At 47.3% G+C, this 22,419-nt stretch carries 12 protein-coding genes and 1 pseudogene; 5 read left to right on the top strand and 8 right to left on the bottom strand.

Annotation, left to right across the window (positions count from 1 at the left end):
• Positions 1-361: 361 nt before the first annotated feature.
• Positions 362-2,872, bottom strand: coding sequence for a glycoside hydrolase family 9 protein (locus ISX59_RS08085; RefSeq protein WP_220575798.1), 2,511 nt, complete (start codon positions 2,870-2,872; stop codon positions 362-364).
• Positions 2,873-3,156: 284 nt separating this feature from the next.
• Between ISX59_RS08085 and ISX59_RS08090 the strand changes: the two genes are divergently transcribed.
• The 5 genes and pseudogenes from ISX59_RS08090 to ISX59_RS08110 all read left to right on the top strand — a co-directional run bounded on the left by ISX59_RS08090 (position 3,157) and on the right by ISX59_RS08110 (position 9,186).
• On the top strand, positions 3,157-4,377 hold the full coding sequence (locus ISX59_RS08090; RefSeq protein ID WP_217737784.1) for a BamA/TamA family outer membrane protein: 1,221 nt from the start codon (positions 3,157-3,159) through the stop codon (positions 4,375-4,377).
• Positions 4,364-6,064 (top strand): phosphoethanolamine transferase, encoded by a 1,701-nt coding sequence (locus tag ISX59_RS08095; protein WP_032540216.1) that lies wholly within the window; start codon positions 4,364-4,366, stop codon positions 6,062-6,064. Before ISX59_RS08090 ends, ISX59_RS08095 begins: the two co-directional genes overlap by 14 nt.
• Before the next feature lie 141 nt (positions 6,065-6,205).
• Positions 6,206-7,844 (top strand): annotated as a pseudogene (locus tag ISX59_RS08100) (PAS domain-containing sensor histidine kinase).
• A gap of 73 nt (positions 7,845-7,917) precedes the next feature.
• Positions 7,918-8,859: a DnaJ C-terminal domain-containing protein gene (locus tag ISX59_RS08105; protein ID WP_005807793.1), complete on the top strand. Its 942-nt coding sequence runs from the start codon at positions 7,918-7,920 to the stop codon at positions 8,857-8,859.
• Between the two features lie 15 nt (positions 8,860-8,874).
• Positions 8,875-9,186 (top strand): chaperone modulator CbpM, encoded by a 312-nt coding sequence (locus ISX59_RS08110; RefSeq protein ID WP_005780772.1) that lies wholly within the window; start codon positions 8,875-8,877, stop codon positions 9,184-9,186.
• A gap of 142 nt (positions 9,187-9,328) precedes the next feature.
• Here ISX59_RS08110 and ISX59_RS08115 read toward each other — a convergent pair whose 3' ends face one another.
• The 7 genes from ISX59_RS08115 to ISX59_RS08145 form a co-directional block, all read right to left on the bottom strand.
• Positions 9,329-13,354, bottom strand: coding sequence for a glycoside hydrolase family 2 TIM barrel-domain containing protein (locus ISX59_RS08115; RefSeq protein WP_220575800.1), 4,026 nt, complete (start codon positions 13,352-13,354; stop codon positions 9,329-9,331).
• Positions 13,355-13,589: 235 nt separating this feature from the next.
• Positions 13,590-15,293 carry an acyl-CoA dehydrogenase family protein gene (locus ISX59_RS08120; protein WP_005780768.1) on the bottom strand — a complete coding sequence of 568 codons (1,704 nt, stop codon included), beginning with the start codon at positions 15,291-15,293 and terminating at the stop codon, positions 13,590-13,592.
• Between the two features lie 3 nt (positions 15,294-15,296).
• Complete coding sequence (locus ISX59_RS08125; protein ID WP_005780766.1) at positions 15,297-16,316, bottom strand: electron transfer flavoprotein subunit alpha/FixB family protein; 1,020 nt, start codon at positions 16,314-16,316, stop codon at positions 15,297-15,299.
• A 15-nt stretch (positions 16,317-16,331) separates the two neighbouring features.
• Complete coding sequence (locus ISX59_RS08130; protein WP_220575801.1) at positions 16,332-17,204, bottom strand: electron transfer flavoprotein subunit beta/FixA family protein; 873 nt, start codon at positions 17,202-17,204, stop codon at positions 16,332-16,334.
• Positions 17,205-17,354: 150 nt separating this feature from the next.
• Entirely contained in the window at positions 17,355-18,566 is a 1,212-nt protein-coding gene (locus tag ISX59_RS08135; RefSeq protein ID WP_032540213.1) for a 6-bladed beta-propeller, read from the bottom strand.
• Between the two features lie 192 nt (positions 18,567-18,758).
• The gene (locus ISX59_RS08140; RefSeq protein WP_032540212.1) at positions 18,759-20,639 is read right to left on the bottom strand and encodes an alpha-L-fucosidase; all 1,881 of its coding nucleotides are present in this window, start codon (positions 20,637-20,639) and stop codon (positions 18,759-18,761) included.
• 79 nt (positions 20,640-20,718) lie between these two features.
• Positions 20,719-22,407: a RagB/SusD family nutrient uptake outer membrane protein gene (locus tag ISX59_RS08145; protein WP_005807773.1), complete on the bottom strand. Its 1,689-nt coding sequence runs from the start codon at positions 22,405-22,407 to the stop codon at positions 20,719-20,721.
• Positions 22,408-22,419: the final 12 nt, after the last annotated feature.

Raw genomic sequence — 22,419 nt, forward strand, 5'->3', positions numbered from 1 at the left:
ACCGTTACTACTGAAATATCCCCTAAAACAGCGGGTGGAAGATGGAAGATGGGGGTGGAAGATAAATGGCATAAAAACCGCATCTTCCACCAATCTATACATCTCACAATCAACGGAATGCACTCTAAAAGGTGGAAGATGGAAGATCGAAACGTGTTTTTTGTATGAGAAGAAGGCTGAGTATGAAAGAGCCGTGAGGGCATAATAAAGGTCCGGACCTTCGCAGGCGCGGACCTTCGCTTATTCAAACCACGCTCCTTGGGGGTGGAGGGGTTTGTTTACTGAAAACAATCCGGTCGATTGTCTACCTTAAATACCTATTATGATAACCTTCTTAACTAACCTTTATCTTGTAACTGAATTATATGCCAACGGCTTCTCGCAGTGGGACAAATTTATATCCTTTATTCTTCAGGACTTTAATCAACCGTTCAAGGTGACCTTTATAGAATTTATCCGTGCGGCGGGCGTCCGTCCCGAAATGGATCAGCATCAGGTGACCGTTCAATCCTTCGGCAGCTTCTACCGAAAGGATTTTATCGTAGATTGCCTGGCTGCTCCGGTAGTTCTTCATGTCCGGTGTGGTATAGTCGGCATTGCTGGCTGTGCCGGCGGTGAAGTTAACCACCTGGATGCCCATATTCTTTGCCCACGCTGCAATCTGCCGGTTGTAATATTCGTAAGGCGGTATATAGAGCGGAGCATCTTTAAATTCAATGCCGGCCTTTCGCATCACTTCGTAGCTTTTCAACAGATCTTTTTCAAACTCTTCGCGCGTCACCAGCAGCGAATCGCGGTTTCCCCACGGGCTGTACAGCAAATGTCCGTAACTGTGACTGCCGACGTAGTGCCCCTCTTTCAGCAGGCGTTGCACTACGTCCGGATAGAGTTCGTAAAATTCTCCGGTAAAGAAGAATGCCCCTTTGATACCTTGCTTTTTCAGGGTACTGATGATGGCGTCCGCTCCGTCCGCTCTATCGGCGGCGGTGAATACGAGCGTGATTTGTTTTTTGGACGGGTCGGTACGTACAATGCCGCCATTGCTGTAGATGTTCTTATCTGCTGCTGCGTTTGCCTGCTTCATTCCGTCTTTCTGCAAAGAAGATAAGTAGTAGGTCAGGCAAGCGGTTCCGTCCATGGTCGGTTCATTGGTCGAATAATCGTGGAGGGCGTCGTGATAGACCATTAAGTCCGGTTGGAAACGTTCGTAATCCTGTCCGGGCATTCCCGGAATGCCCTCCATGTTCACTCCCCGGAGACTTTCGAAAATGGTGCGGTATACCGGGCCGTCCACCAGTCCGCCGGTAGTGTTGCCTACTCCTGCGTTCAGCAATGAAGAGTGAGGCTGTATCGGATAATCTCCGGATAAAGGTAGCTCTACAATCATGCTGGTTCCCCACGGGTTGCACCCCAGGAGCCAGTCGCGCAGAGAGGCTTCCATCTCTTCATAAGTCGTGTCGCCTGTCAGCTCACGGTAAAGCCGGCATTGCGTAAGCATGGCGGTGGTCAGGTTATTCGAACACCAGATATAAGGTATGCCGTGCAGGAAAGGACTACCGACGGCTTTTTCATACGTTCGCTGTATTCCGGTTCGCAGGTTCCGGATAAATTCGTCGCGCAGGCGCTCGTTGCCCGAAGCTTTGGCTACCCAGTAGTGTCCCATGTTCATAAACGGATACCATTGGTAGTGGCGGGCACTGTCGGCACCCATCCACGGTGTCACCGGTTCACGCCTTCCGTATTCTACTGCCTGCTCCAGATATTTGGGGTCGCCGGTAGCTTTGAACAGTTCCATGGCTCCAAGTTCCATATCGTCCACCCAATTGTCTTCTTCATAAATATAAGGTGACTTTACCGAGGCCGTCTGGCAGGGACCGGGTTTCTTTATACCCTCCTGATAGGCGTTATCTGCTTTAGAGGCTATTTCTTGGGCGAAGTCCGGATAGAAATCTTTCAGTACCTTTGCCCCCAGTGCAAAGCAAGAGGCGAATTTGCCTGCGGTACTGGCCACTCCGGTGGTTGCATTCTTGAATTTGCCGCGAACCTGAGGCTCACCACTGCAAAAGTAAACCGGGCGCCCTTGTCCTCGTCCGTAGCCGTAGTCCACCGAATCTTTGCCGGGCAGGCGCATCCCTGCATGGTCCCGGTCATCGGCAATCTGGTTGTAAAGTTCTCCTTGGGCAGGGTTCATCCGGTTCAACCAGTCGAGCCCCCATTTTATTTCGTCCACAATGTCCGGGATGCCGTTAGCTCCAGGGTGTCCGGCAGCATCGTAAGCATCGCCGAAAGCTTCCGGGTTTTGCAGATAGGCAAACATCATCTGGTAAATGGCATTGGCCGAGGTTGTGGTATATTGCAGATAGTCGGTCGCGTCATGCCATCCTCCCCGGACATCGATGTGCTGTCCGGTCTTTGTGGGATGATACACGATAAAGCCGTCATGTACATGGCAACTGTCTTTCAGGAAGGGGTTGTAACCGCATCGCTGCTGGCGCATGTAATTCAGCAGGAAGTCGGCCGTTCCGTTGTATACGCGGTGGTTGATGGGGAAGTGAGGCGATACTGCTTTTCCGGCTTTCAGATAGTAGGTTCCGGGTGTATCAAAGGTACTGAAGTCCAGCCGGTAGGTTGATTTCATTTGTCCGATCGGGCCTGTCTTCCGGGGAGATGTGAAAGTGCGTACCGTTTTTCCGGTGAATACATCGACCAGTGAATAGTTGTTCACTTCAACCGGTACTTCACTCATAAATACGGCTACCTTTTTAGATTGGGGGAGGTAACCCAGTTGGTTGATCCGTATCCATTCACCTGCCTGAGCGTGCAGGGTGGAAAGCAAGAAAACAATGGCCAAAAGCCAGTAATTCCGTTTCATAATGGAAGCATTGTTTAAGGTTGGGGAATGTGTTAAGTTGTATAATGCAAATAAAGCGGATTTAATTTACTTAAAGAATAATAGGGTAGTTTTATTAGCTGATATTATGTGTCGTTTACAAGTTTTTAGAATTTGATGTTGCTTTATATGGCATATTCTGAACTTTTTTCGTTTATTAAGTGTTAAATGGAGGCAATAAATGATAAAAGAGAATGTAATATGATTGTAACAAGGAATGATAAAACTACTTTTGTAGATTGAGTTTTCTTAAGAGGGAACAATATATGAAACCTAAACACAAAAACTGGCTATTACTTGGATGCTTTTCCGCACTGTGGACTGTATCTTTGGCACAGGGGGAGAACTGCAACGATAGTCTCTCACCGATTACGTATATTCCTGTTGCGGAGGATTCCGCCTCTACTGCTGTCGTTGCCGACTCTGCTGCGGTGAAGCGTAGTTTTTTAAAGAAATTCCTTGATTACTTCAATGATGCCAATAAGGAGAAGAAGAACAAGAAGTTTGATTTCAGTGTAATCGGCGGTCCGCATTATTCCAGTGATACCAAGCTTGGGCTGGGACTGGTGGCTGCCGGATTATACCGTACCGACCGTGCCGATACACTTCTGCCGCTTTCCACCGTATCATTGTATGGCGATGTGTCCACTGTCGGATTCTATCTGCTGGGCGTTCGGGGCAATCATATCTTTCCGAAAGATAAATACAGGCTGAATTATAACCTTTATTTTTATTCTTTTCCCAGTTTGTATTGGGGAATAGGATACCGGAATGCGGTGAATGACGAAAATGAAAGCAGTTACAAGCGCTTCCAGGCACAGGTGAAAGTTGACTTTATGTTCCGTTTGGCAAAAAACTTCTATCTGGGACCTATGGCAAGTTTCGATTATATCGACGGACGCAACTTTGAGAAGCCCGAACTTTGGCAGGGGATGGACGCCCGTACGACCAACGTCAGTGCAGGGCTTTCCCTTGTGTATGATTCTCGGGACTTCCTCACGAATGCCTATAAGGGGTATTATCTGCGCATAGACCAGCGTTTCAGTCCTGCGTTTCTGGGGAATGACTACGCATTCAGCAGTACGGAGCTGACCACAAGCTACTATCGTAAGGTGTGGAAAGGTGGAATACTTGCCGGACAATTTCATACGCTGCTGACTTACGGCAATCCGCCCTGGGGATTGATGGCAACATTGGGAAGTTCGTATTCCATGCGCGGATATTACGATGGCAGATTCCGTGACAAGAATGTGGTGGATATGCAGGTTGAACTCCGGCAGCATGTATGGAAACGTAACGGAGTAGCTGTCTGGGTGGGAGCCGGAAATGTTTTTCCCGACTTTTCTTCGTTCGAGGTGAAACATATACTTCCCAATTATGGATTCGGCTACCGGTGGGAGTTCAAGAAGAGAGTGAATGTACGATTGGATTTAGGGTTTGGAAAAGGCCAGACCGGATTTATATTTAATATCAATGAAGCTTTTTAATAAGATAAAGAAATGGTTCGATAATCAGGAGAACTTGTTCTACCTGTTTTTGTTTGTGCTGATTGTGCCCAACATAGCACTGTGTTTCACGGAACCTTTACCGCTTGTGGCCAAGGTTGCCAACGTTCTGTTACCTTTGGGTTGTTATTATCTGATTATGACCCTGTCCAGGAATTGCGGAAAGATGCTCTGGATATTGTTTCTTTTTGTATTCTTCGGGGCCTTTCAGATCGTGTTGCTCTATCTGTTCGGGCAGTCCATCATAGCGGTGGATATGTTCCTCAATCTGGCTACGACCAATTCTTCCGAAGCCATGGAGTTGCTCGATAATCTGCTGCCGGCCCTCGTTACGATCGTGATACTGTATATACCCGCCCTGATACTGGGTATGATTTCCATAGTTCGTAAACGCAGGCTCTCTGTCGACTTTATTCGTAGGCAACGGAAACGTGCGTGGGGAGTACTTGCCATTGGCTTTCTTTCGTTGGGAGCTGCCTACTTGCTGGATAAGAAATATGAGATGACCACCGATTTATATCCGGTCAATGTGTGCTACAACGTGGTGCTTGCCGTAGAGCGCAACGCGCAGACCCTTGACTATGCAGAGACTTCGAAGGATTTTACTTTCCATGCTGTTGCCACCCATCCGGCGGAGGACCGCGAGATATACGTGCTGGTTGTGGGGGAGACATCCCGTGCTCTCAACTGGTCGTTGTATGGCTATGACCGCGAAACGAACCCAAAATTGTCGGAAACACCCAATCTTACGGCTTTCACGAATGTGCTGACCCAGTCGAACACAACCCATAAGAGCGTTCCGATGCTGATGTCCGCCGTTTCGGCAGAGAATTTCGACTCTATCTACCATCAGAAAGGTATTATTACGGCTTTCAGGGAGGCAGGTTTCAAGACGGCTTTTTTCTCCAATCAGCGTTACAATAATTCTTTTATAGACTTCTTCGGAAAAGAGGCCGATCATTGCGATTTCATCAAAGAAGATTCGCTGACCGCTGGTCAGAATCTTTCGGATGACAACCTGCTGGCATTGGTGAAAGAGGAACTTGCCAAAGGGAACCGCAAACAATTCATTGTGTTGCATACCTATGGTTCGCACTTTAACTACCGTGAGCGCTATCCTGCCGGGGCTGCGTTTTTCCGGCCCGACAGTCCGGCGGATGCCGAATTTAAGTATCGGGACAATCTGATTAATGCCTATGACAACTCCATCCGCTATACCGACGATTTCCTGGCAAGGCTGATCGGCTTGTTGCAGCAACAGGATGCCGGTTCGGCCATGCTCTATACTTCGGACCATGGAGAAGATATTTTTGACGACGACCGTCACCTTTTCCTGCATGCGTCGCCTGTGCCTTCGTATTATCAGTTGCACGTGCCGTTTATTGTCTGGACTTCGGATAAATACCGGGAGAAATATCCGGAGCATATCGCTGCTTTACAGCAAAACCGTCAAAAGTCTGTCGCTTCGAACCGGGTAGTGTTCCATTCGGTACTCGATCTGGCCGGAGTGACTACTGCCTATGTGAACGACTCGCTGTCCGTGGCAAGCCCGTCCTATACGGAGTTCCCCCGCTTTTACCTGAATGACCACAACGAGCCGCGGGCTTACGACGATATCGGATTGCGTAAGGAGGACTTTGAGATGTTCAGGAAAATGAATATTCGCTGAAAACGCATTTAAACTATAGACTCGGGGATATAAGTGTAGTATCTCGAAACTTTGTTCCCTACAGGTGCTTTTGTTTCATATTGTGGTGAAAGTCGGAGAATAATTTCTATATTTACCGTCAATTCATCACAATATGCAATTATGGCAACCAAACTACTATTGGTAATGGGGGGTAACCGATAATCTATGGCTTTATGTGTTATCCGTATTTTTGTTTCTGACCGTTTGCTTCCTGCTCTTTCAGAACTTCCGGCTTCGTAAATCGGCTTCGGCAGACGATGACTATCGTCGCTTCCTGTTTGAGATATTAGATAATCTTCCGTTTCCTATTATGGTGAAGGATATTCAGGAACAATTCAAGTACACGTACTGGAATAAGGAGGCCGAGTTGCAGTCGGGCATCAGCCGCAAAGATGCCGTCGGCTTTTCAGATGCCGATATTTTTGGTGAAGAACGGGGTAAACAGTACCGTAAAATAGATGAAGATCTCGTTAAAGCTGGAAAACCCTATAAAGCGGAAGAGAGGTATGTGACTGCCGATGGAAAAGTGCATGATACCCTTGTGGTGAAATCAATCATATCTTTGGGCAAACTGGGCAAATGGTTACTGGTGGCCCGTTGGGAGATCACTCAGCTTAAGATGTACGAAAGGGAGCTTTTGGCTGCCAAAGAGCAACTGGAGGGAGCCGTTCGTAAACAGAAACTGGCTTTAAGAAGTATCGATTTCGGCCTGATTTATATTGACCGAAATTATAAGGTGCAATGGGAAGAGACCAGTAATATAAAGAATCTGGTTGTCGGACGTCATTATATTCCCGGCACTACTTGCTACCGGACAACGGGGCGAGGGGACAAACCGTGTAAAAGATGTGCTTTTCAGGAGGCCATCAGTACCGGCAAAATGGTGAGGCATATTACCCATGTGGATCATGTAGACTTTGAAATTACCGCTACCCCCGTTTATAGTGATACGGGAGGTGAAATTATCGGTGGATTGCTGCGCTTTGAAGATATCACCGAGAAACTGAAAGTAGACCGTATGCTTCAAGAGGCCAAGGAGAAAGCAGAGGAGTCCAATCGGCTGAAGTCGGCCTTCCTCGCCAATATGAGCCATGAAATACGTACACCGCTCAATGCCATCATCGGTTTCTCCGACCTGATCTGCCAGACAGATGATGCCGAAGAGAAAGAGGAGTACATCCGGATTGTCACTTCGAATAACGAACTTTTGTTGCAGCTTATCGACGACATTCTCGACCTGTCGAAGATAGAAGCCGGAACGATGGATTTTTCCTATGCCCTGACGGATATCAACGAACTGATGGAGGACATCTGCCTGCAAATGCAGCAGAAGAACCAACACCCGGGGGTACAGATTCTGTTTACAGAAAAGGAGCCCTGCTGTGTGATCAATACGGATCGTTTGCGTTTGTCGCAGGTTATCATCAATCTGATGAATAACGCAATGAAGTTTACCGCCGAAGGTTCCATTACGTTGGGATACCGGCTGAACGGACAGAAGAATGAACTTTATTTCTTCGTGAAAGATACAGGCATCGGCATTCCCGCCGATAAAGCAGAAAAAGTCTTTGAACGTTTTGTCAAACTGAACTCCTTCGTTAAGGGCACGGGGCTGGGACTCGCCATCTGCCGGGTGATCATAGAGCGCCTGGGAGGAACGATCGGGGTCGATACGGCAGTAGAAGAGGGTGCCTGCTTCTGGTTCCGTCTTCCTGTTCAAGAGGACATACCGCTCGATATTCCTATTAATTTGTGCTAAAAATTGAACCTAAAACTCCGGTTGGCGTGTTGTTTGTATACACTTAATATAGAGGTTTAAATATATAAAAAACATGGCTTATATAGATTATTACAAGATTCTCGGAGTTGATAAGAATGCTTCTCAGGATGATGTCAAGAAGGCTTTCCGCAAATTAGCCCGTAAATATCATCCCGACCTGAATCCGAATGACCCAAGCGCCAAGGATAAGTTTCAGGAGATTAATGAAGCCAACGAAGTATTGAGCGATCCGGAGAAAAGGAAAAAGTACGATGAATACGGCGAACATTGGAAACATGCGGACGAATTCGAAGCGCAGAAGAAGGCCCGCCAGCATGCCGGTGCGGGTGGAGGCGGCTTCTCCGGCTTTGGCGGAGACGGTGGTTCCTATTGGTACTCGTCCGATGGAGAAGGATTCTCGGGTGGTGATGCCGGAGGATTCTCGGATTTCTTCGAGTCTATGTTCGGGCATAGGGGCGGAGGCGGACGAGGCGGCTCAGGTTTCCGCGGACAAGATTTTAATGCGGAACTACACCTGTCTCTTCGCGATGCGGCACAGACCCATAAGCAGGTGTTGAATGTGAATGGAAAGCAGGTTCGTATCACAATACCGGCCGGTGTAGCCGACGGACAGGTGATTAAACTGAAAGGATACGGTGGTGAAGGTATTAACGGTGGTCCGGCAGGCGATCTGTATATCACTTTCCGGATAGCCGAAGATCCTGTATTCAAGCGTCTCGGAGATGATCTGTACGTGGATGTGGAAGTCGATCTCTATACTGCCGTACTGGGTGGTGAAAAGGTGGTTGATACGCTGGAAGGTAAAGTGAAACTGAAGATAAAGCCCGAAACCCAGAATGGTACGAAAGTACGCCTGAAGGGTAAAGGTTTCCCCATATATAAGAAAGAAGGACAGTTTGGCGATTTGATTGTCACTTATTCAGTCAAGATACCTACGAGTCTGACAGATAGGCAGAAAGAACTGTTCAGAGAGTTACAACAGAGTATGAACTAATAATGAAAGAGCGCTATGCAGACCGAATTAATAATAGTCAGTGAATACTGTCACAAATGTCATATTGAGCCTTCATTTATCGACCTGTTAGAAGAGGGTGGCTTGATTGAGGTACGCACCGAGGGCGGCGAGCACTATCTGCTTGCGTCGCAACTTCCCGATGTGGAACGATACAGCCGTATGTATTACGACCTGTCCATCAATATGGAGGGTATCGATGCCATTCATCATTTGCTGGAAAGGATGGAACTGATGAGACGTGAAATCAGTACTCTCCGGAATCAGCTTATCGTCTTTAAAAGGGAAGGTGTAATGGAGGACTGGTAAAAGGTTTATTTTGTTGGATAAAGAGGCTTTTCCGGTTTCTATCAGAGCCTCTATATGATATAAACAGAACCTTTATCAAGGGTGGACAGAGTGTCTGTTCCGCCCCGATAAAGGCTCTGTTTTTTTATGCTTGGCCGTACTCTTATTCAGCCAGAATCGTCAGTTCGGCACCCGAAGCGTAGTCTTGTCCGCGTTGTTCACTCAGAGCGGTGAAGCGGATGTAACGGGCTTTTACAGGTTTCTCGAACATTACTTTCTTCTCTTTCAGGTCTCTTGCGAAAGTACCTTTCAGGATTGGTTCACCCCATTCTTTGCCATCCTGGCTTACGTGTATGGTGTAATCTTTCACATTACCGTTGCTGCTGTCCTGACGTGGAAGGTAAGTGAAACCTTTAATTGTTTTCACTTCACCGGCATCCAGGTCTACCCAGTGCGGGTGTTTAGCCACGGTTACAGAGAACATGGTGTGCCAGATGGTATTCGGGTCACCGTCGGTCAGGTTCTTGGCTTCGCCTCCATCCGATTCTTCGCTACTTGCATAGATCACTTCCGTCTGGATGCTTTCGATCTTGTCGAATGTCATGGTTGCTTTGATGAAAGGTGCATCTTTGAACCAGGCAGTCACTGTACCGCCATTGCGTAATGCGATCGGTTCGGTGTAAGTTTTGGGTTTACTCTTATCTACTGTGTAGAGGATAACCGCATCCTTTTTCTGTGATGATACAGATACTGCACCGGCACGGTTGCGGGTAATGGACAACGGCACCTCTCCGGCAGGGGCTACATTGGCTGTTGCAGTCAGGTCTTTACCCGCAGGGCGGATGATGAAACCTGTGTTGTGATGGCTGGCGAAGACACGGTCTTGTTCCAGCGGGCCACCTTGGCCGCAACTGTTGCCACCCAGGCCGGTTACGGCTGCATCCAGATGAAGATAAGTATCACCGGCTTTCGGCAACTGATACGGATGTGAAGCCAGGATCAGGTCGAGTGCGGAGTAGGGCAGAGCCGAAGCCGACAAGCGGTCGGTAGCTACAAACACAGCACCGTTGCCTGCGTTGTTGGTCAATGCACACCAGCGCACATCTTCGTGGTTACCCATATCCTGTGGTTTGGGGAAGTTGACGAATTCTCCGGCAACCGTGTTCTTATGTTGCTCGATGAACTGTCCTACCTTGCGGTCGGCATAGTTGTCAATAGGTCCGCGTCCGTAGTAAGTGAAGTTATCATATTGCTGAGGCACGCGTATCATATATCCCAGACGAGGTAATACGAGGCTCGGCTGATTGGATGTGATACTTGCTTCCAGTTCGATGGAGCCGTCTTTATAGACAGTCCATACCTGATTGGTGGTGAACTTGAAATCATTGCTGCCGAACTTCTTGTCCGTCAGTTCTTCAATTTTGTTCTTGCCGGAGCTCGTTCCACCCAAAATCTTAGCTGCGTTTGGAGCTTGGGATTTTACTGTGAATGACAATACGACTGTGCCATCTTCTTTGGTAGTCATATCGAAGCCGGTAGCTGAGTGCTTCAGGTTGTGCAGTCCGTTGTCGAACCACTGAGAGTAGAACCAGTTATCATTGTTCGTGAACGCGCGGAGCGCATCCAGTTTCGGACCGTTACCGTCAGTAATTACTTTTTCGTTTCCGTATGTCAGGCTGTAGATAGTACCTGTTTTGATGTCGAATTGAGCTGTGTAGCCATTGCCTTTAATGGTAATGATATCGCTCGCTTTAATCCTAATTATTTCCGGTTTGTCGCTTCCGGATGCTACAGTGTTGATGGCAGGACGTGCAGTAGCTTCCTTAACGAGTATCTGTTCTTCTGCCTGCGCAAAGTTCTTGTCAGCCCAAGGCATGCTGTCTTTCAGCAGGAACTGAATCTTCACGAAATATTCCGAATCGGCTTTCAGTTTACTGAACTGATAAGGAACCGTGATCTGCGTACGGGTACGCGGAGCCACTTCACCCATAGACAATATGCCCGATTGTGCTTCCTTACCGTTTTCGTAAAGTGACCATTTAACTTCATAGTCCGAAAGGTTTTTGAAGTAATACTTGTTGAATACTTCGAACTGTCCTTTTTCTACATCGATTGGTTGTACGCCGATGTGTTGGTACACTTTCTTCACTTCATAATATTGTGGTTTCGGTTCCAGGTCACCGAATACGATACCGTTCATAACGAACTGTCCGTCATTCGGAGTATCACCGAAGTCACCACCGTAAGCCAGATAGCGCTCTCCGGTTTTCTTATCGTAATTGTACATCGATTGGTCTACCCAGTCCCAGATAGCTCCACCACAGAAGAAGTTAGTCGACTCGATAGCTTCCCAATAGTCCACCAGGTTACCGCAGGCGTTACCCATAGAGTGAGCATATTCCGAAACATGGAACGGATATTTGATATCATAATTACCTTTCACGGCACCACGCATCCAGCCGATGGAAGGATACTGGTTGGAACCCATGTCGACGATGTCGTTGTTACGTTCGTACTGAACAGGGCGTGACAAGTCGAATGCTTTCAGTGCATCATAGGCTGCTACGAAGTTCTTTCCCGGTCCGGCTTCGTTACCCAATGACCAGATGACAATCGAAGGATTGTTTACGTTGGCATGAACCATTTCCATCACACGGGCTACGTGGGCGTTTTTCCATTCCACCGGATGAGACAGTGAAGCGGCTCCATAATAGTACTCGTGAGACTCGATGTTGGCTTCATCTTCCAGATAGAGTCCGTATTTGTTGCACAGATGGTACCAGTACGGATCGTCCGGATAGTGAGAGTTACGTACGTGATTGATGTTGGCACGTTTCATCAGCATTACCTCTTTCTCCATCATTTCGCGAGTGATGGCATGACCTACGGCAGGATTTGATTCGTGGCGGTTGACACCTTTCAGTTTCACGGTCTTGCCATTTACATAATAGTAACGGCCTGCCAGTCCGAATTCGTCTGCAGAAGCAGGGGTGTCTTTGATTTCCACTTTACGGAAACCTACAGTAGTTGAAACGGTTTCTATTGTTTTGCCTTTCTTGTCTTTCAATTCAGCAACGAGTGTATAGAGGTAAGGGAACTCAGCCGACCACTTGTTGGGTGACTGCACGTTCAATATCGCTTTTTCAGCCTCTGCGGTTTCGTTCGGGTTCACCAGGTCCACAGTAGCATTGGCAACCGCATTGGCAACGGGGGTATTTTCGTCCGAATACAGTTTGTTTGCATAAAGTGTATAAGCCATCTGGTATCCTTTGGCAGCTTTCTTGCCATAGTTACGGATGTCAGCGCTGATAGCCAATGAACCATTGGTGTATGTCTCGTCCAGATCGGGGATTACAACAAGGTCGCGTACCTGTACTTTCGGAGTAGAATAGAGGGCTACGGTACGGAAGATACCCGGCAGGCGGAACATATCCTGTGCTTCAAGGAATGAGCCGTCCGAGCTGCGGTATACTTCGGCAGCAACGGTGTTCTTTCCTTTTTGCAGGTAAGGAGTGATGTTGAAGTTGGCTGTGTTGCGTGAGTTCTTGGAGAAACCTACATACTGTCCATTGATCCAGAGGTAGAAGAAAGAGTCCACGCCGTCGAAGCTGATAAATACTTCACGACCGTCCCAGTCCTGCGGGATGTCGAAGTCGCGACGGAACGAACCCACTTCGTTACGGTCTTTATAAGTAGTCCAATTGGTCGGAGGGGTACGCATCACACCTCCGCGCCAGTCGTCTACTTTCACTTTGTGCATGAAAATTACAGGTTGGTTCACGTAGATGGGTACTCCGTATTTCAGGCTTCCGTCCTTCTGGATGCCATAAATATTCCAGCTTGAAGGAACAGGGATATTGTCCCATCCTGAAACATCGAAGGTTGTTTGATAAAAATCTTTAGGGCGGGAGTCCGGATCGGGTGCCCAATTGAATTTCCAGTCACCATTCAGTGACAACCAGTATTTACTGTTCTCAGGCAACACCTTTCGTGCGCTTTCCACATCCTGGAAGGAAAAGAACCAGGCGCGCGGTTGTTCTTTGTTGAGTGCTAAGTTTTCCGGTGATTCCCATTCGTTGCCCACCGGGGCTTTTTCCGAGGCATACTTAAATCCCTCTAAAGGTCTTTGACCGGCAAAGCAAAGCGTAACCATGCTGCATAGTATCAGACCTAACGTGATTTTCCGCATAATTGTTTTTCTTTTAATAGATTATTTACTGAAGTTTTTTCGTGTTATATTGATCCGTAATCCGGTATCTCTCTAATTTTGTTGCAATATTCGTAAAAACCAGTCACATAGCCAAATCATTTGACATTAATTGGGTATTTTCGGGAGATAAAAATAACTCGCCTCTCTCCGGTAGTAGAAAAAGAAAAGGGATTCGGTTGTCCGAATCCCTTTTTTTAGTCTTGAAGTAAACTCTTTACTTTCTGTAGTAAGCCAGATCGTCTTTATCGAATTTGCGAATAAAGTTGATATGTTTTTCTACTTCAGCCTCAGCATAACGTACGTATACCTGAGCCGATTCGGAGAACAGATCGCTCTTCGAAGCATCTTGAACCATCAGGTGACCCATGATGATGTGGGCAGCCATTTCTACCAGACGGCGTGCGCAGAAGTCGAGCAGTTCCTGGTCTTTTGCTTCTGTGATTTGAGTCACGCAGGCTGCATATTTGCTTGCCATACTTTTCAGGCGGTTCTGCAAGCCTTCCAGTTCTGGAGCTACCGGCATGTTCTCGTATTCTTGGATACGTGCCAGATAAGCACCCGTCGTTACGTAACGGATAGCAGCCACAACCTGCAACTGGGTGGTACCTTCGTAGATGGAAGTGATGCGTGAGTCACGATAGATGCGTTCGCAGGCGTAATCTTTCATAAAGCCCGAACCACCGTGAATCTGAATGCAATCGTAAGCGTTCTGGTTGGCAAATTCACTGCCCATGCCCTTGCCCAGCGGAGTAAAGGCGTCAGCCAGTTTGGCGAATGTTTTCTGTTCGGCACGTTCTTCCGGAGTCAGTTTGCGCTCCTTGGCAATGTCGTCCAGTGCTTTGTAAATGTCTACAAAACGAGCTGTCTCGTACAGCAGTGAACGGGAAGCATCCAGTTTAGCTTTCATCAAAGAAAGTATCTCGGCTACGGCAGGGAATTCGATGATTGCTTTGCCAAACTGTTTACGGTCTTTGGCATAAGCCAGGGCTTCATTGTAAGCTGCCTGTGACAAACCTACCGATTGTGCGGCAATACCCAGGCGGGCACCGTTCATCAACGCCATTACGTATTTGATAAGACCCAGTTTACGGTCACCGCAAAGTTCGGCTTTGGCATTTTTATATACCAGCTCGCAAGTAGGGGAGCCTTTGATACCCATTTTGTTCTCGATGCGGCGTACGTTAACTCCGCCATTGCGCTTGTCGTAGATGAACATAGACAGACCGCGTCCGTCGTGTGTTCCTTCTTCCGAACGTGCCAATACGAGATGAATATCGGCATCACCGTTTGTGATAAAGCGTTTCACGCCGTTCAGATACCAGCATTGGTCTTTTTCACTGTAAGTGGCTTTCAGCATGACAGATTGTAGGTCGGAACCTGCATCCGGTTCGGTCAGGTCCATTGACATGGTCTCACCTTGGCATACACGGGTGATGTAGCGCTGCTTCTGTTCTTCGTTGGCAAACTCGTAGATGGTTTCGGCACAGTCCTGTAGTCCCCAGAGGTTCTCGAAACCTGCATCACTGCGGCTCACGATATCGGCAGCCATGATGTATGGAGTGATTGGGAAGTTCAGACCTCCAAAGCGGCGGGGCATAGCCATACCCATCAGCCCGGCTTTACGGCAGGCATCCAGGTTCTGGGCAGTTCCGCTGGCATAAGTTACGCGGTTGTCGGCACAAACCGGACCTTCGTGATCGACGCCTTCTGCATTGGGAGCGATGATGTCACCACAGATTTCCCCTACAATTTCCAGTACTTTATCGTAGCTGTCCATTGCATCTTCGAAGTCTACCGGAGCATAGTCGAATTTATCTTTATCAGCATAGTTGCGCTCTTTCAGCTCAACAATTCTCTTCATTAACGGATGGTTCAAGTGATGCTTGAGTTCCGGAGTATCTAAATAAAAGTTAGCCATTTCTTACTTACTGTTTTGTTTATAATACTTAATCATCTTCGGTACAACTTCTTCGATTGTTCCGTTGATCACATAGTCTGCAATCGTATTGATCGGAGCTGACGGATCGTTGTTGATGGAGATGATGATACCGCTTTCCTGCATACCGGCAATGTGCTGAATTTGTCCGGAGATACCGCAGGCAATATAGAGTTTCGGACGTACTGTAACACCGGTCTGGCCGATCTGACGGTCGTGGTCAACGAAGCCTGCATCTACAGCGGCACGGCTGGCGCCTACTTCTGCGTTTAACACCTTTGCGAGATCGAACAGCAAGTTGAAGTTTTCTTTCGAACCTACACCGTAACCGCCGGCAATGATGATCGGAGAACCTTTCAGGTTGTTCTTGGCTTTTTCTACGTGGCGTTCGATGACTTTTACTACGTAATCGGTGTCGGCTACGTATTTCTTCACATCATGCTTAATGATTTCACCTTTGTAGTCGGCTGACAGAATGGCTTTTTTCATCACACCTTCGCGAACGGTTGCCATTTGGGGGCGGTGTTCGGGATTGACGATGGTAGCAACGATGTTACCTCCGAATGCCGGACGAATCTGGTAAAGCAGGTTTTTGTAAACCTTACCTTCTTTCTTATCCTCGTGATCACCGATTTCCAGTGAGGTACAGTCCGCTGTCAATCCGCTGGTCAGAGCTGACGATACACGCGGGCCGAGGTCACGACCGATCACGGTTGCACCCATCAGGCAGATTTGCGGCTGTTCTTCTTTGAACAGATTCACGAGGATTGAAGTGTGGGGAAGTGAAGTATAAGGATAGAGTCCTTCACCATCGAATACATGGAGTTTGTCTACTCCGTACGGGAGAATCTGTTTTTCAATATCTTTGAGACCGGTTCCGGCAACAACTGCTTCAAGCTGGCAGTTTAACTGATTGGCCAACGAGCGTCCTTTTGTCAGAAGTTCGAGGCTTACGTCTGCGACGATGCCGTCTTCTATTTCGCAATATACAAATAAGTTATTCATATCTTTTCTCTCCTCTTACCCTATAGTGTGGTTCTCCAACAGTTCAACAATCAGTTCTTCCACTTCACGGTCGCTGCCGCTGATGGTTTTACTCTCTTTCGCCTGGAACACGATGTTCTGGATAGCTTTTACCTTTGTCGGCGAACCGCTGAGGCCGCATTGTTTCAGATCACCGTTTACGTCTGCTACACTCCATTCCACCAGGTTCAGGTAGTCGCGGGTGTCGTAAAGGTCGGTATAGTCCAGGTTGCCCTGTTGCTTCTCGGTAACGGTTTTGGTGTGTTTGTACTTCTGAACCAGCTTTGCATTGCGCGGGCGGCAGGGAGCTGCACTTCCGTTGACAGTGATGACGATGGGCAGCGGGCCTTCTACGGTTTCCACACCACCGTCAATGTGACGCTTCACGGTAATGCTTCCGTCACCTACTTTCAGGATTTCTTCCGCATACGTAATCTGAGTCAGTCCTAACTTTTCTGCAACCTGCGGTCCTACCTGCGCCGTATCTCCATCGATAGCCTGACGACCACCGATGATGATGTCATATTCGCCTATTTTTTTGATGGCTGTTGCCAGAGCGTACGAAGTAGCCAGCGTATCAGCACCGGCAAAAGCACGGTCTGTCAGCAGATAACCATTGTCGGCACCACGGAAAAGTCCTTCACGAATAATGTCGGCTGCACGTCCCGGTCCCATGGTCAGGATGGTAACGGTAGAGCCTGGGTGGGCATCTTTCAGTCGGAGAGCCTGTTCAAGAGCGTTCAGGTCTTCGGGGTTGAAGATGGCAGGGAGTGCCGCACGGTTAATGGTTCCGTCGGCTTTCATGGCATCTTTCCCAACGTTGCGTGTGTCGGGAACTTGTTTTGCCAATACAACAATTTTCAAACTCATGTTATTAATTTTAGTATTAGTATTTCTACAAGTTAGCAGCCAGTAGTCAGTAGTAAGGTTCTTGCTATTCACTATCCGGTTAACTATCAGCCTGCAAATTTAAGCAAACGCTTGGTTCTGACAAGAAATCTGTCTGAAAAATGCACAAGTTTAAAGATTCTGAGCAACTTGTTTGGTTCTTACGATCATGAATACCGGGTTATCGTCGGCTTTCAGATCTTTTAATTCGGGGATGTTTTTCAGTTCCGGATCTTCTTCTGCCAACTCCAGTATGTCACTTGCTTCCCAATAATACAATAAAACATCATCTGCCACACGCATTGCCGGGTAGAAAGGGACTTTGCCATACATATCGTTCTGTATCATTCCGTCTTTTACACCGAATAGCTGTCCTTTCTGTTTGTCGTACATAGCCAGGCGGGGAGCTTCCGACTTGTCCGTTACGTTCCATGAAGTATAAGGGATGAACAGGTATCCGGGCGTTTCCAATATATCCGGACGGAGATAGTTGGAAGCCGTTGTTTCATAAACGTTCCAGTTGCCGTCGAGAACTTCGAAGCGTTTCTCTTTGGGCAATTTATATTTTCCAAGTTGTAGGATATAGCGGGGCAGGAGTGTATCCGGACGGACGGTAAATACTGTGTCATTATAGTATTCTTTCATGCAAACCTGATTCTGGAACTGGTATAAATATTTGTCGCATTTTCCCCATAAATAGAGGTTTAGTCCGCTGGGAATGGTGAAACGGTCGTATTGGGGAAATGAAGTCAGTGTATCGCCTTTAGAGTCGATTATTAATAATCTGAAAAGCCTGTTTCCCGTATTGTTGTAAATGTAGGACGCAAAAGTGCTGTCGTTCAGTGCCGAAAATTGCCAGGCAAATGGAAACTTACATTCATTCATGAACTCTCCGTTGCCGGAATATGCCAGTAGTTTTCCATGGTCCATCAGGAATACTTGTTTGGAAACATCGTCTGTTGATATAAAACGAATACCGGTATATTCTCCGGGGCCTTGTCCCATCCGGGCAACTGTCCGGACAAATTTACCTTCGTCCGTGAACTGAAAGACCTGTTTTTGCGTAGGGATGTATAAGTTATGTCCGCAGAGTGTAATGCTGTTTTTTATGATGGCCGGCAGTAAACATTGGTCGGTGGTTTCCAAAGGGATGATTTTCACTTCCCGGGCTATCTGGCTCAAGGTAACTGTTTGTTCCGTCCCGATTCCGGTTTCAAAAGGGAGAGTGACGGGAAATGTTGTTTCGGAAATTGGTTCTTGTGACGAAGAGGGTTTATTGGTACATCCCAAGAAGAGTAAACCGGAGGAAAGGAGTAAGCTGAAAAGGGTTGTGTTCGTTCTCATAGTCTATGCTTTTTAGTAAATGGCATAAAACTACGTAATATTCGTAACTTAAATCAAACCTGGTAGTTAAACTATGTTATCCTTCAGTGCTATCCTTCTTATAAGGAATATATAAAAAGGGAAAAAGGGTTGAATAATGGAGGTATGCCTCAGATTTATAATTACTTCTGACATACCTCCGGAGTACTGTTGTTATTGGATTCCTATTTCTGCAAATCCCATAGTTTCTCCTTCTGTTACCATTTTGGTAGGTTTCAGAGAAAGGTATCGTGCTTTCACCGGAGTGAAGTAGACAGACTGTAGAATCGGATTGTTTTTGATGTTTGAAAATTCCCCTTTAGCTACTATCTGGTTTACCGCATTTGCTTCGGTACCTACAGATAGTTCATAAGAGGAGATTAATCCTTTGTTATATTCGCTTTGATCCGGCAGATAATGGAAAGAGGTAATTGTGCGTTCTTCTCCCAGATCGATCACCAGTGCGTCCCCTTCAACAAAAGCAGTGGTGCTCTTGTCTTTATCCATACATTTCTTAGTCTCCTCTTCGGATACTCCTACGAGTGTAAATGGATAACTTTTTAATTCTTTGGCTTCTACGGTGAATGTGTCGGGTGTCTCACCTGCATAATAAGCCTCTATGTTGTTGATGCAAAGGCAGGCGCGTGCATCCGTGAAGCGTATGCGGAGTTTGTCGGTCGAAATGGTTTCAAAGCGCAACAAGCGTTTGTAGCCCACGGTCGTAGTCTCTTCATTCAGTTTCACCGGCAGCCATTTTCCATCTTTATCATATTCCACTACGAATGATTTGACACGTTGTCCCAACGGAATATATTCCTGGATCATCATACGGTTGACCTTCTCCGTTTTGGGGAAGTCGAACTCAATATCTGCGGCAGTCACATCGTCGTTGGTAGCCCAGTAAGTATCCCAACTTTCATCTGTTGCGGCTTTGGCTGAGAATTTTCCTCCACGTTCATCCGATACTTTCGGTTGGATACCTGCGAGCAGGTTGTGTGCCAATTGTTTCTGTACATTCTTGTGGAAGTTTACTGCGTTGGCCGAGTCGATCGGATGGATCAGCCCGTCGCGGTCAACCGGGAAGTTAAGCAAGAGGGTCGCGTTGTGTCCCACACTCCGGTAATAAAGGTCTGTTAATTGGTCTACGGTTTTTACTCGGTTGTCTTCTTCCGGATGATAGAACCACCCCGGACGGATAGAGACATCACATTCTGCCGGTACCCATTGGTTACCGTCAGCGTGTCCGTATTGCAGTTCGCGATATTTCGGATAGCCCGGATACACTTCGCCCGCACGCAGGAACGACCAGTTGGTAGCTCCGGCAAATCCGTTCTCGTTACCTACCCAACGGCAACCGGGACCTCCGTCGGAGAAAACAATGGCCTGTGGTTGGAGTTTATCCAGTATTTCATAGATACGTGGATAGTTGTAGTAAGTCTTGCGGTCGATGGTACGGCTGTCTTTGGCTCCGCCATACCATCCGTCACCGCCGTTGGCACCGTCAAACCAAACCTCGAATACTTCGCCATAATTGGTCATCAGCTCAGTCAGTTGTTTATGGAAATAATCTACATATTCCGGTGTACCGTAGTTAGCCTGGTGTCTGTCCCAGGGAGAGAGATAAACAGCGAATTTAATGCCGTATTTCTTACAGGCGGCTGCCAGTTCACCTACAATATCTCCTTTACCGTCCTTGTAAGGAGAGTTACGGATACAATATTCTGTCAGTTCGGTAGGCCACAAGCAAAAGCCATCATGGTGTTTGGCGGTAAGGATTACTCCTTTCATACCCGATTCTACAAAGGTTTTCACCCATTGTTCGCAGTCCAGCTTGGATGGGTTGAACGTTTTCGGGTCCGAATCTCCGTATCCCCATTCACGGTCGTTGAAAGTGTTCAGACCGAAGTGAACGAAAGCATATGTTTCCATTTTCTGCCATTCCACTTGTTTTTCTTCGGGAACAGGTAAGATAGCTTCGGGAGCTTTCACAGCAGGAGCACAAGCGCCAAGTAGGGTCAGGGCAGCTCCGGCATACAGTAGTTTGTTTATTTTCATGATATGTTAAAAGGGTTAATGATGCAAAGATAAAAAAATCCCCGGAAACTCGTTCCGGGGATTAACTAAAAAGCAATTATTACCATCCCGGATTTTGCGGGAGAAGGTTCTCGTTTCTCTGAAGTTCCCCGGTCGGTATCGGCCTCAGGTAAAGCCTGTCATTCCAGGTGCGGCTTTTGCCTGCTTCATAAGAGTAGTCGGCATTGGTATAGGCAGGATATACGACTGCGTACTTGCCTTCCTTATAAGGTTCACGTTTTCCGACGTATGTCTTCACATTATCACATATTTTTCCGGCTTTCCAACGGGCCAGGTCGTCCCAGCGGAATCCTTCACCAGCCAACTCAATGCGGCGTTCGCGGCGGATTTCCTGTAATAGCGGGCTAAGGCTGTATCCCCAGGCGGGCCAGTTCGGATCGGTGAAACCTACTTCCATAGTCAGGTGAGGCATACCTGCACGGTCGCGCAATACATTGATGGTCTTGTTCAAGTCCGCTTGTGTAATCGTACCCAGTTCGGCTTTAGCCTCTGCGTTGATCAACAAGGTTTCTGCATAACGATAGGCGATGCCGTCATAAGTATTGTTGTTTGCCTCAAAGGCTTTATCTGTCGGAATAAGGTATTTGATGGACTTATATCCGGTCAGGCAGTATTGCGAAATGAAATCTTCTTCCTTTTCAACATACGTACTGTCGTTGGTGGCCACAGTCACCCGTGTAGGGAAGTCCCAGGTCAGGATGGTCTGCTTCAGGCGTGGGTCGCGGTCGGTAGTTTCATTTTTCATATTGTCATCCCCTTTATATTGGTCGTTTCCTGTAATGGGTTTACCGTTGAGACACAGATAACTTTCTACAAAGTCTTTTGAAAAGCCGGTATTGGCTTCGGACAACGTACGGCTCATACCGTGTTTTCTTTTGCCATCCAGATAGATCACCGGTAAGATAGCCTCTTTCAGGTTTGTTTTGTCTTCCATTACAAATACGTCGTAATAGTCTTTTTCCGGATGTCCGGTGTTATAGATCTCGTATTTGCCGGTTGCCATGATTGCATCTGTTTCGTCGGCTGCCATTTTCAGCAGACGGTCTGCTTTGTCTGCCCATCCCAATTCGGTGTGATATTTATAATATGTACCTTCGTGCAGACAAGTCCTGGCTTTCAACTGGCGTGCTACATCTTTTCCGATGCGTCCGGTAGCCGGTTTCTCGGGTAACCATTGGATGGCAAAATCAAATTCTTCAATGATTTTATCCATCACTTCATACCGTTTCAGTTTCGGTCCGTAAAGAATATCCGTATCACCCGTGCCCAGGTCTTTATCCAGCCAGGGGATATCGCCGAACGTTCTCATCAATCCGGCATATTGCATCGCTTTGAAGAAGCGGACTTCTGCTACATATTGGTTGATTTCCGACTCCTTGCCGCTTACCGTCTGATAGTGGGTCAGGAAGTAGTTTACCAGCCGGATCGGCTGCCATCCGCCTTTGCTCCAGTTACACCAGCTTGCTGCCTCTGCGGGGGTGCTCAACTGATTCCAGAAGAACTGGGGGATGCTGTTAGGTACTTGATTATCGCTCTCACCGTCTGCTATTGAGGTTACACCTCCGGGGAGGTAACTATAGAATTGATTGGCATATGTTTCCAAATCTCCTGTGGTATTCCAGAAGGTTTTGTCATTGATTGCTTCCGGGGCTCTTTCCAGGAAACCGTCGTTACAGCCCGATAGGGCGAGTGTTGCCACTCCGATATAGAATAAATATTTGATTTTCATAAGATGCTTTGT

The sequence above is a fragment of the Bacteroides sp. FSHCM14E1 genome (assembly GCF_019633785.1).
Lineage (GTDB): Bacteria > Bacteroidota > Bacteroidia > Bacteroidales > Bacteroidaceae > Bacteroides > Bacteroides hominis.

Excerpts from the sequence above, each read along its gene's own strand:
- ISX59_RS08095 (WP_032540216.1), top strand. The coding sequence starts at position 4,364 with ATGAAGCTTTTTAATAAGATAAAGAAATGGTTCGATAATCAGGAGAAC.
- ISX59_RS08085 (WP_220575798.1), bottom strand. The coding sequence starts at position 2,872 with ATGAAACGGAATTACTGGCTTTTGGCCATTGTTTTCTTGCTTTCCACC.
- ISX59_RS08145 (WP_005807773.1), bottom strand. The coding sequence starts at position 22,407 with ATGAAAATCAAATATTTATTCTATATCGGAGTGGCAACACTCGCCCTA.
- ISX59_RS08130 (WP_220575801.1), bottom strand. The coding sequence starts at position 17,204 with ATGAGTTTGAAAATTGTTGTATTGGCAAAACAAGTTCCCGACACACGC.
- ISX59_RS08105 (WP_005807793.1), top strand. The coding sequence starts at position 7,918 with ATGGCTTATATAGATTATTACAAGATTCTCGGAGTTGATAAGAATGCT.
- ISX59_RS08140 (WP_032540212.1), bottom strand. The coding sequence starts at position 20,639 with ATGAAAATAAACAAACTACTGTATGCCGGAGCTGCCCTGACCCTACTT.
- ISX59_RS08110 (WP_005780772.1), top strand. The coding sequence starts at position 8,875 with ATGCAGACCGAATTAATAATAGTCAGTGAATACTGTCACAAATGTCAT.
- ISX59_RS08125 (WP_005780766.1), bottom strand. The coding sequence starts at position 16,316 with ATGAATAACTTATTTGTATATTGCGAAATAGAAGACGGCATCGTCGCA.
- ISX59_RS08090 (WP_217737784.1), top strand. The coding sequence starts at position 3,157 with ATGAAACCTAAACACAAAAACTGGCTATTACTTGGATGCTTTTCCGCA.
- ISX59_RS08135 (WP_032540213.1), bottom strand. The coding sequence starts at position 18,566 with ATGAGAACGAACACAACCCTTTTCAGCTTACTCCTTTCCTCCGGTTTA.
- ISX59_RS08115 (WP_220575800.1), bottom strand. The coding sequence starts at position 13,354 with ATGCGGAAAATCACGTTAGGTCTGATACTATGCAGCATGGTTACGCTT.
- ISX59_RS08120 (WP_005780768.1), bottom strand. The coding sequence starts at position 15,293 with ATGGCTAACTTTTATTTAGATACTCCGGAACTCAAGCATCACTTGAAC.